Origin of the sequence: Aliarcobacter vitoriensis, from assembly GCF_003316695.1 — a bacterium.
GTDB classification, from domain to species: domain Bacteria; phylum Campylobacterota; class Campylobacteria; order Campylobacterales; family Arcobacteraceae; genus Aliarcobacter; species Aliarcobacter vitoriensis.
In genome coordinates this window covers 1-12,938 of sequence record NZ_PDKB01000012.1, presented here as the reverse complement: position 1 = coordinate 12,938, position 12,938 = coordinate 1, and the positions used below count along the sequence as shown (strand labels likewise).

The 12,938-nt window shown below is 26.2% G+C and carries 12 protein-coding genes; 6 read left to right on the top strand and 6 right to left on the bottom strand.

The genetic code is table 11. From position 1 onward, the window contains the following. Positions 1–3: 3 nt before the first annotated feature. Positions 4–1,281, bottom strand: coding sequence for a (Fe-S)-binding protein (locus tag CRU91_RS07635; protein WP_113894636.1), 1,278 nt, complete (start codon positions 1,279–1,281; stop codon positions 4–6). A 135-nt stretch (positions 1,282–1,416) separates the two neighbouring features. Here CRU91_RS07635 and CRU91_RS07630 point away from each other — a divergent pair, with 135 nt between their 5' ends. From CRU91_RS07630 to CRU91_RS07620, 3 genes are read left to right on the top strand one after another with little or no spacing between them, the layout of a single operon-like run. Then, a complete protein-coding gene (locus CRU91_RS07630; RefSeq protein ID WP_113894635.1) occupies positions 1,417–1,992 on the top strand; it encodes a gamma-glutamylcyclotransferase in 576 nt (191 codons plus the stop codon). Continuing rightward, positions 1,979–4,189 carry a tetratricopeptide repeat protein gene (locus CRU91_RS07625; RefSeq protein ID WP_113894634.1) on the top strand — a complete coding sequence of 737 codons (2,211 nt, stop codon included), beginning with the start codon at positions 1,979–1,981 and terminating at the stop codon, positions 4,187–4,189. The genes CRU91_RS07630 and CRU91_RS07625 overlap by 14 nt, the downstream gene beginning before the upstream one ends. A gap of 4 nt (positions 4,190–4,193) precedes the next feature. Beyond that, positions 4,194–5,426 (top strand): ComEC/Rec2 family competence protein, encoded by a 1,233-nt coding sequence (locus CRU91_RS07620; protein ID WP_113894633.1) that lies wholly within the window; start codon positions 4,194–4,196, stop codon positions 5,424–5,426. Here CRU91_RS07620 and CRU91_RS07615 read toward each other — a convergent pair. The 5 genes from CRU91_RS07615 to tatB are packed head-to-tail and all read right to left on the bottom strand — an operon-like array spanning position 5,421 to position 8,748. Then, complete coding sequence (locus CRU91_RS07615) at positions 5,421–5,804, bottom strand: MepB family protein (protein WP_257118943.1); 384 nt, start codon at positions 5,802–5,804, stop codon at positions 5,421–5,423. The genes CRU91_RS07620 and CRU91_RS07615 overlap by 6 nt on opposite strands. 41 nt (positions 5,805–5,845) lie before the next feature. Further along, positions 5,846–6,586 (bottom strand): 3'-5' exonuclease, encoded by a 741-nt coding sequence (locus CRU91_RS07610; protein ID WP_113894631.1) that lies wholly within the window; start codon positions 6,584–6,586, stop codon positions 5,846–5,848. A gap of 14 nt (positions 6,587–6,600) precedes the next feature. Continuing rightward, positions 6,601–7,623 (bottom strand): tRNA preQ1(34) S-adenosylmethionine ribosyltransferase-isomerase QueA, encoded by a 1,023-nt coding sequence (gene queA / locus CRU91_RS07605; RefSeq protein WP_113894630.1) that lies wholly within the window; start codon positions 7,621–7,623, stop codon positions 6,601–6,603. Between the two features lies 1 nt (position 7,624). Beyond that, positions 7,625–8,359: a twin-arginine translocase subunit TatC gene (gene tatC, locus CRU91_RS07600; RefSeq protein ID WP_113894629.1), complete on the bottom strand. Its 735-nt coding sequence runs from the start codon at positions 8,357–8,359 to the stop codon at positions 7,625–7,627. 2 nt (positions 8,360–8,361) lie between these two features. After that, positions 8,362–8,748 (bottom strand): Sec-independent protein translocase protein TatB, encoded by a 387-nt coding sequence (tatB, locus tag CRU91_RS07595; protein WP_113894628.1) that lies wholly within the window; start codon positions 8,746–8,748, stop codon positions 8,362–8,364. Positions 8,749–9,017: 269 nt separating this feature from the next. Between tatB and CRU91_RS07590 the strand changes: the two genes are divergently transcribed. The 3 genes from CRU91_RS07590 to CRU91_RS07580 all read left to right on the top strand — a co-directional run. Continuing rightward, a complete protein-coding gene (locus tag CRU91_RS07590; protein ID WP_113894627.1) occupies positions 9,018–9,224 on the top strand; it encodes a hypothetical protein in 207 nt (68 codons plus the stop codon). A 37-nt stretch (positions 9,225–9,261) separates the two neighbouring features. Continuing rightward, positions 9,262–11,343, top strand: a complete 2,082-nt coding sequence (locus CRU91_RS07585) for a TonB-dependent siderophore receptor (protein WP_113894626.1) — start codon at positions 9,262–9,264, stop codon at positions 11,341–11,343. 372 nt (positions 11,344–11,715) lie between these two features. Continuing rightward, positions 11,716–12,938, top strand: a 1,223-nt coding sequence (locus CRU91_RS07580) for a PepSY-associated TM helix domain-containing protein (RefSeq protein WP_113894625.1), incomplete at its 3' end; no start/stop codon positions are given.

Sequence of the window (12,938 nt, the reverse complement as noted above, 5' to 3'; positions counted from 1 at the left end):
ATTTTAATCCTCCAAAGCTTCAGCTATTAATTCTATTGGGTTTTTAAATACCACATCAACATCTGCTAAATACAAAGAGTTTGTAATTTGCATTCTACAGGCACTACATTCTGCACTTACAATTTGTGCTTTTGTATCTCTAATCATAGCAGCTTTTGGAGCTCCAGCAGCTTTTGAAAACTCATATTTTTCAGTTTGCATAGTAACTCCACCAAAACCACAGCATCTGTTTGAATCACTCATTTCTTTTAGAACATAGTTCTGTTTTAAAAGTTCTCTTGGTTCTTTCCAAACTCCTTGCATTTTTTTAGCATGACATGGATCATGGTATGTTACCATTTGGTCAAACTTTTTACCACTTTTTGCAAGTAACCCTTTTAATTCAGTGTTATTTTCTAGCCATTTTGTAGCTAAAAATATTTTTTTAGATAGTTTAATAGCTCTTTCTTGCCACTCAGGTTGGTCATGTAAATAATGTTCCCAATCTTTATTTATCATTGCACTACATGTAGCTTCAGGGATAATAACAGCATCAACATCATCTATCCAACTTTCAAAATATTCAATATTTTTTTTGGTTAGGTAATCAACAGTATCAAATGCTCCCGTAAAATATGCAGGTGCTCCACAGCAAAGTTGTTTTTTAGGTATAAAAATGTCAAGCTCTAATTTTTTTAATATTTTTACTAAACTATCACCAGTATTTGTATATGTATAGTTACTCATACAGCCTATAAATATAGCAACTTTACCTTTTTTTTGCTCTTTTGAAGATATGTTTTCTGGATATTTATTTAAAAAGCTTACGTTATCTGCATAAGGTAAAGCACGATTTTTTTTAACTATTGGAAGTGAAAATCGGGGAACAGCACTCTTTTTTGCTTCATCAATTTTAATAGCACATGTTTGAAACATATATCCTAATTTTGACATCAAATCCATAATTTTTCTATGTCTTAAAAGAAAGAAAAAAAGTCTTTTATACCAAGCTATCCCATATTTTTTTGCAATATCACTTCTTACTTGTTCTATTATCATATCTGTTGGTAAGTCATTTGGGCATACTTCCACACAGTTTGTACACAAAAAACATGATTCAAATATATTTTTTGCATTTTCATCTAGTTCTAATTCATCTCTTTTGTAAGCTCCAAGTAAATCTATAAAACCTCTTGGGCTTGTTGCTTCATCTTGATTTATATTAAAAATTGTACAAACTGGTTTACATTTTCCACATTTAACACAATCATCAGATATTTTCGTATAGTCAAATTTTTCCATTTAAAAAAAGCCTTATAAAATCTATAATAAAGATTTAATATACAAAAAATTTAGTTAAAAGTTGTTAAATTGGCATTTTGTCCTATATTAAAGCAAAAAAGGATAGAATTTATTATCTTATAAATAGGAGTTTTTATGTATATATTTGGCTTTGGTTCCTTAATAAATATAAAAAGTGCTCAAAATTCATTTAAAAATAGAGAATTAAAAAAAGATGATTTAATACCTATAAGAATAAAAGGTTATAAAAGAGCTTGGAATGCACTTGAATCTATAAATTTTGAGAATATAGAAGTAAATGGAGTATTTCTAAATATACAAAAAGATGAAAACTCTACTATATTTGGAGTTATGATAAAAGTAAGCAATGAAGAGTTTGAAGTTTTAAAGAAAAGAGAAAAAAATTATAGTTGTATTAGAATAAAAAAAGAAGATATTTTGAATTTACAACTTGAAGATGATGTATTTGCCTTTATGACAACAAATAAAGAGAAAATAGCAAAAGTAGGGGATATTAATACTTTTATTCCATCAAAATATATAGAAATTGTACAAGAAGGAATAAAGAATTTTTCAAAAGAGTTTCAAAGTGATTTTGATGATATTTTAAAAGATTTTCCATTTCCTTTGAAAAGTGGAAATTATAGTTTTAATGACCCAATTCAAAATCAAGCTGCAAGAGAGGCAAAAAATCACAATGAATCAAATTAATTGTTGTATTTATACTTCAAAATTATCAAATAAAAAAAGAGATAAAAAGCAAAATAGTTCACTTTTTAAAGATAATAATACTTTTCATATAACATATTGTGAAGGTGATACTTTAGATAAATTTGAAGAAGATATAAATTTAGCTTTAGGTAAAAATAGAACTTTTTTATATTTTTTAAATAAAAGATTTATTCCTTTGATTATCTCTATTTGTTCTGTTTTAGTAATATTAGTTGCACTTTTGACTATATCTATTTATGAAGATATTCTAAAAAAAGTTGTGCTTGAATTGCCAACAAGTTTTGATTTGAAAGATTATATATCTTTCTTTTTTGTTGGATTTTTATTTTTGTCTTTACTTTTTATGCCAAAGATTTTAGATGCTCAAGGAAGTGATTTGAAAAATCTTATTACTTCTTGGTTTAATAAAGATATTAGAAAAGCAAAAAGATTGAAACTTGCATATTCTAACTTTGATAAAAATATGGAAATTCATCTATATAATTTTGATTTAGAAGATGAAAGACATTGGCTTTGGAGCATTTTTATAAAAATAGTTTTAACTAAATTTACAAATATTTATTTCTATACTAGAAATGATAAAATAGAAAGTATAGAAAGAAATTTAAATAGCCTAGGTGTTGAAAATATAAAAATTGTAAAAAATTCAAAAGTACAAAATAGTTCAAATTTAGAAGTTTTATTATCACAAAAAGAGCAAAATTTCTACTCTTTGATGCAACTTTGTTCAACATTTATGGCAAAAAGTAAAGAAAAAAAAGTTTTCATTTCTTTAGAACTTTTTGAGTATTGTGGAAAAAATTTTATAAAATCAGATGAACAAAATAAGTTAAGTTTTGGTTTTCAAAGTTTTATAAATAGAAGTTTTGAAGATTTTAATTTTTTAGCTCAAGAAAAATCTCTACAAATATTCTTTACACAAAATATAAAACTAAAAGGTTTAAATACTCAAAAAAACGAGTTGTCTCAATACTTGAGAAATCATCTTGAAGATTGTGTTTTGAAATTTGAAAATCCTATTTCTCTTTTGATTTTATATTATTATGTAAAAGATTTAGTTTTAGATGAAAAAAGAGTTGTTAAAATTTTGGAAAAATTTATAAGTTCAATAAAAGAAAAACAACAATATGAGTTAATAAATGACTATTGGTTTGATATTGCTGGATTTATGTTTGATCCTCATGATATAAATAGTTTTGAAAATTCAATAAAATCTTATTATAGAAAGATTTCAATTTTGGCTCTAAATGACTTAGCATTTTTATTTGAAAGAAGTGGATATTTCGAACAAGCAATACTAATAAATCAATATTTATATGAAATAAACCCAAATAAATACATTTTAAATATATCTTCTTTATATGAAAGATTAGGGCAATTTGAACTTGCATATGCAACTTTGCCAAAAGAACTAAATTTAGGAAAGTTTGAAAAACCATCAGATATTGAGGTACGATATTATCAAAGGAAAGCAGCTTTTATAATAATATCTCAAAGAGATAAAAGTTTAAAAGATGAAGCAATAAATTCTTTAAAAAAGCTAGAAGAACTACTTTTCTCTCACAATGAAGATAATAATCCTTTGTGGTTATGGCATTTTTATAACTTAAAAGCAAATCTTTGTGAGTGGGAAGAAAATTATGATGAAGCAATAATCTTTTATCAAAAATGTTTAGCAATCCCAGCTCTAGGTGCATTTGAATATGGAGCAAGCTTTGTAAATATGGCAATTTCATATAGATTTAAGTATCTTTTAGAAATAAAAAAAGATGATGAAACTATAAATAAAGCTATAAGTTTAGGAAAATTAGGAGTAGTTTTAAAAGAATCTGTGGGTGATAGAGATGAAATGCCTATTGTTTTACATAATTTTGCTTTAAATATTTTATATAAAATATCAAAATCTTATGATGAAATACTTTGTAAACAAGTTTTAGAAGTAACAAATGAAGCTTTAGGAATTTTAACTGAAACAAAATCTATAAAAAGATTAGGAATGGTTTTAATTGAAAATTATATTGCAAAAAGTTTACTAAAACTAGATTATAAAGATATCGTTTTAAAACTTGAAAATAGTATTTTAAACTTATCTAAAAGTGAATATGAACAGATAAAAAATATTTATGAAGAGTTTATAAAAGATACAAAAATAGATAAAATTAAATTTTTAGAGTAGCTTTATGATAAGCCTAAATATAAACAATAGACAGCTAATATTTATTTCAATATTAATCTTTGTTTTATTGTCAAATTTGGCTTATCAATATAGTAAATATTTAGAATTTAAATATGAAAATGTCTTTGAAACAAAAGCAGAGATTAGCAATATTTATAGAAAAGATAATTATGATATTTTAAAATTAAAAACTCCAGATTTTGAGTTTTTTGCAAATATAAATAAAGATGAAGATTTAAAAAAATTTGATATCTTAAATGTACTTATTGATAGTAGAAAAATAGATTTCATAGACTATTTAAAGGGATTTTATACTTCTATTTTGTATTTTGATAAACAAGATAGATATATAACTTTTAAAGATAAAATAATAAAAAATATTGAAGCAAATCATGAAGATGAAAGGATAATAGAGTTATATAATGCTCTTTTTTTAGCTGTAAATGTATCAAAAGAGTTAAGAGATGTATTTGTAAATTATGCTATAACACACGTTGTTGCTCTTTCAGGGTTTCACTTGGTTGTTTTATCTTTTGTGATTTATTGGCTTTTATATTTTCCTTATAAATTCTTTCAAGACAGATATTTCCCATACCGTAACAGAAAATTCGATATTTTGATGATAACATTGGCAATATTGTTTTATTATCTTATTTTAACAGATATTGTACCTTCTTTATTAAGAGCTTTTGTTATGTATTGTTTGGGAATTTATCTTCTTAGAAGTAATATAAAAATTCTTTCATATATGACTTTGTTTTATACTTTTTTGATTGTAATTGCATTTTTTCCACAATATATTTTTTCTATTGGTTTTTGGTTCTCTATTTTTGCAGTTTTTTATATCTATTTGTTTATACAATATTTTAAAGATTATAATAAATGGTTTTTATTTCTCTTTTTTAATGTTTGGATGTTTTTGATATTTAACCCAATAGTTCACTACTATTTTCCTCAAACTTCTTATGAACAGTTTTACTCAATACCAATTACAATATTTTTTAATATCTTCTATCCAGCACAAATTGTAGCTCATATTTTTGAAGTATCGAGTTACTTTGATAAGTATCTAAAAATATTTATAGAGTATAAAATCAATGTTTATGAAGTTTTTACTCCACTTTATTTTTATATTTTATATCTTTTAGTTTCATTTTTATCGATTTGGAGTAAAAAGGCTTTTTTTCTTTTAAATATTTTAATGATAGGATTTAATATTTATATGTATTTATTATAAATTTTTAAAATATAAAGATTGCCATTTTTGTGTTTTTAGTGCAGTAGAATTTAAATTTTTACACCAATTAGAATAAAATCTCATCGCCATTTTACCTTTTGAAGTGCTACTACTTATAATACCTCTTTTTATACATTCAGTTTTTGGAATTATAAAAATACCTTTTTTAGATTCATCATCTACTAAAATAATTAAAAAATCCATCGAAATTAGTTCATTAAAAGGTTTATTTTTGTTATTTTCTCTTTCATAAAAAGCTACGAAATAACCACCTTTTTTTGGGGTTTTCTTTGCTAATCTTGAATGATATCTTACAGTTTTATTATCTTCAAAAATCATTCCTTCGTAATCAACATTTTGATTTTCTACTTTAACTATATTTATATTAGTAAAAATATTTTTAAGAATTTCTTGTGATTTTATTGTAAAACCTTATCCAAAGTAAACTTCATATCTTCATCTAAATCACTCATAGAAGTTCTCATCCAGTTTAGATAGTTTGCATCTATTTTTGCAACTTCTTGGATATTTTGCCCTTTATATTTTCCAAATTTAAAAGTATTTATAAATACTGGAGTTTGTGTAAGTTCTGTAAGTTTTTCCATAGGATTTTCATTTGGATAGATTTCTCTACATTTTGCTACGAGTTTTGATAAAAACAGCTTCATCACAAGTACATCACCGATTGCATCGTGTGCTTTTATAGTTATATTATATTTTGAAGCTTCATTAATTTCCATTTTATATAGTTCTAAAGCATATCTTAAATATTGAAGTCGATGATAAGGTAAATCATCAAATAGATGTTTCGCACATCTTAAAGTATCTATTAATTTATAGCTGTTTTCAAAGCCTTCTTTTTTTACCATTTCTAAGTCAAAATTTATATTGTGAGCTATTAGATAGTTTTCATTTGTATTTAACTCAATTAATCTTTTATAAAAGTTTGTTTCAACTGCTTTTGGTTTATTTTCTAGTAAATCAGGTGTTATATTATGAACTTCCATAGCTTCAAGTTTTATTTCAATATCACTTGAACATAATTCATCAAAAGTTTCAATTTGACCTTTTTGATCAACAATCATCGCACCAAATTGAATGATTCTATCTTCTTGTGAAGCTCCTGTTGTTTCTGTGTCAAATAATACATAATAAGCCATAATATAAATATCCTTTAAATAATTAACATTCCATCACCATAAGAGTAAAATCTATAATTTTCTTTTATAGCAATTTCATAAAGTTCCAAAGTCTTTTCAAGTCCAATAAACGAAGCAACCAACATAATCAAAGTTGATTTTGGTAAGTGAAAATTTGTAAGCAGATAATCAACTTTTATAGGTTTATTTGCTGGATTTAAAAACAAATCACATTCACCTTGAATTTTATTTGTTCTTGCATAGTATTCTATGGTTCTTGTTACCGTCGTTCCAACTGCTAAAACTTTATTTGCTTTATCTAAGTTTTTTTTAGCATCAATTCCTATTTCGAAATATTCACTGTGCATTGGGTGAGATAGTATATCTTCCACATCAACAGGCTTAAAAGTTCCTGCTCCTACATGAAGTGTAAGATAGTTTAATCCATATTTTTCTTCCAAATCTTGTAAAAGTTCTTCCGTAAAGTGAAGCGATGCAGTTGGAGCTGCAACTGCTCCATAATTTTTTGCAAATAAAGTTTGATAGTTTGTTTCATCTTCTTTTTCATCATCTCTTTGCATATATGGAGGAAGAGGAATATGTCCTATTTTATTTAAAATATCAACCAAAGATATAAAATCTAGTTTCTTATCTTCTTGAAAAAATTTCACTATTCTACTTCCATCAACATTGAGTTCTAAAACTTCAGCACTTAGATTTTCATCAAAATAGATTTTTGTTCCAACTTTTACTTTTCCTCTAATCATTACTAAATATCTATCCATAAAAAGAGGTTTATTTAAAAGAAGTTCTACATTAGCACCTGTGTCTTTTTTGCCAAAAATTCTAGCTTTTATAACTTTTGTATCATTTAAAAATATTGATAAATCTTGTGGTAAAAACTCTAAAATATTTTTGAAAGTAGAGTGAAGAATTTCATTTTTCTCTCTATTAAAAACTAAAAGTTTTGCACTATCAGCTGGAGTTACTGGATGGGTTGCAATTTGATTTTGTGGAAGAGTAAAATCATAACTTGAAGTTTTTAAAACATCTTTCAATTTATTCTTCTTCCTCTTCATCATCTTTTTGTGCAGGATTGAATACTTTTGCAATATATATCGAAACACCATACAATAGTATCAATGGTGCAGCCATTAAAAGCTGACTTATAACATCTGGTGGAGTTAAAATAGCTGCAACTATAAAAATAAGAACTATTGCATATCTGAAAAAATCTTTTAGCATTTTGTCATCAACAACTCCAATTTTTGCAAGAAAAAATGTAACAACAGGCAATTCAAATGCCACTCCAAAACCAATCATGATTTTTGTGAAAAAACCTACATAAGTTCCAATACTAGGCATTACTGTTACAACAGTTGAACCAAAAGCAATTAAAAATTGAAATCCTAAAGGAACAACAACATAGTAAGCAAATCCAGCTCCTGTTAAAAACATCAATGTAGCAAAAAATACAAAAGGAATTACAAGCTTTTTTTCATGGTCATAAAGTCCAGGAGCTAAAAATAACCACATTTGCCAAAATATAACTGGAAGTGAAGCTATAAATCCAGCAAAAAATGCAACTTTCATAGCTGTAAAAAATGTCTCTTCAATAGATACTGCAATCATATTTGTGCCATCTGGTAAAGCTTCTTTTACAGGAAGTGTCATAAAATCTAAAATAGGCTCATAAAATGCAAAGCATACAAAAAACATAGCCACAACACAAATACTTGAGAAAACCAATCTTTTTCTTAAATCAGCAATATGTGGTTTTAAATCATCAAACATTATTATTTTTCCTCACTTACAGAGTTCTTTTTCTCTTGTTTAGAAACATCAATTTCTCTTTTTCTCTCAATAAAATCTTTTTCATTTGTAGATTTTGAACTTTCTAAATCATCTTTTAAAATTTCATCTAAGCCTAAATCTAGCTTTGTTTCAGACATCAAAGAGTTTTTTGTATCTTCTATTTGTGCTTTAAATTTATTTGCTTCATTTTTTAATTCACTAATATTCAATTCATTATCTAAAGTTGTTTTTGCATCATTTAGACCTTTTTTTACTGAATTAAAAAGTTTTGCTATTTTAACCATTGCATCTGGAAGTTTATCTGGTCCAAGTGCAATTACAGCAACTATTGCAATAAGTAAAATTTCTGTGATACCCATACCAAACATATTTCACTCCGTAATTTATATAGGGTAAGGATTTTACCTAATTCCAACTCAAATACATATTAAATATTTTATAAAGTAGGAGAGTAAAAATTTAATTTATATAGCAATTCTAATTATTTATAAGATTAAATTTTACTCATTTTTGTTACAAAAAGTAACTCTGACTTACAAATTTGAAAATTCTTTTGTAAAATTTGTCCATTTTTTTCATTTAAATCGTCTTACTATATAGAGAAACAAATTCTCAAAATTAATACAAAGGATTTAAGATGAAAAACAAAGTTTTCATGTCAGTTGTAACATCGTTGATGTTAGGAAGTTCTTTTGCAAATGCAAAAGAGATAAGTTTGCAAGAAGCAGTAGAGAATATAGTAAAGAAATATAATGTAACATATATTTCAAAAGCTAATAACCTGAAAGATAAAAGTATAGATTCGCAAAAAGTGAGTTTCGGGGGGGGGTACGGTATTAAGTAATCTAAATAGCGTACTAGAAGAACATAATCTCAAAGCTATCGAAGAAGATAGCATAATTTACATAATAGAAAAACCAAAATATCAAAACTTTGGTAATACTACTGTTTTAGATGAAATTTCTGTTTCTGGAACAAATTATAAAAATGGAATCAGCGAAAATGGCTATATAGTAAAAGAACTCAAACAAGTTGGACCTTGGGGAGAAAAATCACTTCAGGATACACCCTATCAAATAACTTCAATACCAAGTGAATTTATAGAAAATACAGTATCAACTAATAGTTCACAACTATTTATAAAAAATCCTACAATTCAAAATGCTGGAGCACCAGGAGTATATACTCATGAGATAGAAGCCATAATAAGGGGAATTACTACTCTTGATACTTTATTAGATGGTATAAATGGAAGTGGAAGTACAAATTTATCTGAAGTTGAAAGAGTTGAAATTTTAAATGGAACTTCTGGTTTTATGTATGGTATTGGAAATCCAGGTGGAAAGATAAATTATGTTTTAAAAAGACCTACTTATGAAAGAGTTACAAATCTAACTTTAGGAAATTATGGAAACCAACAATGGTTTGGACATCTTGATGCAGGAAATAAAATAGATGAAAAAGGTAAGTTTGCATATAGATTAAATGCTTCATATCAAGATGGTGAAACTTCAAAAAAAGACCAAGATATGACAAAAAGTTTAATTAGTGGAGCATTGGATTGGAATGTAACTGATAATTTATTAATTCAAGTTGATGCATCTCATAATACAAATGAAATTTCAAATGTTAATGCTAGATTTTATACTTCAGGGATTCCTGTAAAAAATAATGAAACAAATAGTCCAAAATGGATGAAAAATAAAAATGAAAGTAATAGAATAGGCACAAACTTAGAATGGAATATTAATGATATTTTCACTCTTAGAACAAAATATCAGTATAGTGAACAAAAATTAAAAAGTGCTTATAATTCATATGTTGATTTATATTCTGATGGTTGGGCTGTTAGAACTGTTAAACTTGCTCCAAGTGAGAGTCAAAATCACGGTGTTTATGCTTATTTGGATAGTAAGTTTGATACAGGAAGTATCAATCATAAACTAACTTTTGGGGTATCTGGGAATATTATAGAAAATAAAATCCATGAAAAAAATATTAATAGTTGGAAAGATGGGTTATCTTCTATAAATGATATTATGAATCTTCCAATACCAAATTCTTATAAAGAACCAAAATTCGGGAGACATTATAAATCTGGTGAATCTAAAAATAGTAATATTATGATAGGAGATGATATTACTTTTAATGAAAATTGGAGTGCTTTAGTAGGAGTAAACTATACAACAGTTGAAGCAGAAAGTTATAAAGTAGATGGAGATAGACAATCTTATGCTAAAAAATCAGTTGCTACTCCAACACTATCTCTTATATATAAACCTTTTGAAGAATTAACAACTTATGCTACATATATGGAAGCTTTGAGTAGTCCAACTATTGTATCTTCTGAGAATAGAGTAAATCCAAATGAAGTTTTAGACCCACTAAAATCAAAACAGTATGAAGTTGGAGTTAAATACTCTATTGCACCAGATTTATTTTTAAGTACAGCATTGTATAAAATAGAACAAGATACGGAAAGAACTGAAGATGGAACTTGGGATGGGAAAATTGTACAAGATGGACTAAATATTTATCAAGGAGTAGAACTAATGCTTCAAGGAAAAGTTACAGATAATTTTACACTTATGACAGGTGGAACATTTATGGATGCAAAAATGAAAAAAGCTGATGATCACAGTTTAAATGGGAAATATCTTGATGAAGTTGCAAGAAAACAGTTTAAAATATATGCAGAGTATGATATTCCATTTATAGACGGATTAACACTAACTGGTGGTTCGTATTGGATGGATAGAAGACAAAGAAATATTGAAAATACAAAACAAATGCCAAGTTATGCTATGTTTGATGCAGGACTTAGATATAAAACAAAAATTGATAAATATCCTACAACATTTATAGTAAATGGTACAAATATTTTTGATAAAACAGTTTGGGCAAGATCAGGTTATCTATACGAGCCTACAAATATTGCATTTTCTATGAAAATGGAGTTTTAAAAATAAAGAGAGTCTTTTTCTCTCTTTATAACTAAAAGTATAAGAGAAAGAATACAAAAGTTAGGATAGCTTTTTTTAATTTATTTTATTAAATTAATGTATGAAAAATAATATTTTTATAAAAGATTTAAAGACATTTTTTATGAAATGATTAGATGCTTTTTTTAACTTGATTTATAAAAATATCATCATTTTGTAACCAATAGTAACATTGAAAAAAGAATTTTGAAAAAAATTAAGATTTTTTGTCCACTTTTGACCCCTTTTTTCGTCTTATACTATAGAGAAACATTTTTTTGTTAATTTATATTAATATGAATGTAACAATTATTAAAATAACTTTGAGTTGATGAAAGGAAATAAAGAATAAAAATGACTGTAAAACAATTAGATAAAAAAGAAGATGAAAAACTCTTCAAACAAAGACTCCAAAGAGTACATATTGCAATAGGGATGAGTTTTTCATTTTTGATGTATATTGCACTTTTTTTTGGAGTATTTGCGATATTACTTCCATATATAGAAAATTGGGAGAAACCATCAACTCATATAAAAATAGCAGATATTAAAGATATTGATTTTGACAAGATGGTAAATAAGGTTATAGATGATGAAAACTATCCAAAAGTAAATCCTATTTTTGTAAGGCTTCCTGGAGCTTTTGAAATTCCTACATTGAGTGTATCTACAAATTTTATGGATACAAAAACTTTCAATCCAAATACAAATGAAGAAATTCAAAGAGAAGATGAGTTATCTGAACTAGCTTGGTTTTTAAACTCTATGCACTATGGAAGACCTCTTGGTGATTTAGGTTGGTATAGTTTTGGGATTATGGCGGTTGCTGGATTGTTTTTAATGATTGGTGGATTAATCCAAATATTGATTATAAAGTACCAAAATGGTGCAAAAAGTGTAGCAAGTAAGTTTTCAAATTGGCATAGAAAAATTCTAATTTGGACTTTGATTGTTTTTTTCCCTATTGTTTTAACTGGAGCCTTACTAAATATAGGAAATCAAGGTTCTAGTTTGATGACATATATTGCTACAAAAGGTGAAACAAGTGAAACTTGGAAAATAAGAGGTGAAGCTATAAATCCAAAAGATGAAGAGATAAATGTAAGTGGAATAAAAGCTTCTATGTTAAGTTTAAATGAACTTGTAAAAAATGCTCAAGAGATAAATCCAAGTTTATCTTTTCAATCTATAAAAATTACAAATTATGGCGATGAAACTGTAAGAGTAAAACTTACTGGTTACAATCCATATATGCCATTTTTAAATGGTGTTTCAAATAGACCATATATTCTACTAGATGGAGTTGATGGAAGCTTAGTAGAAGAGAAAAAAGTTTTAGATAAACATTGGGCTTCTATTGTTTATGATGGCTTTTTCTTTTTACACTATCTAAATGATGTTGATACTTTTACTAGATTAGTAGTTTTATTTTTAATGATAATAACAACTTTAGCCATAGGCTTTGGGAATCTACTTTATTTAGAGAAGAAAGCCAGAAAGTTTGGAGATAATATTCCAGTATATCAAGGATTTGGTAAGTTATCTTTGGCAGTTATGATAGGAGTTATCCCAGCAAC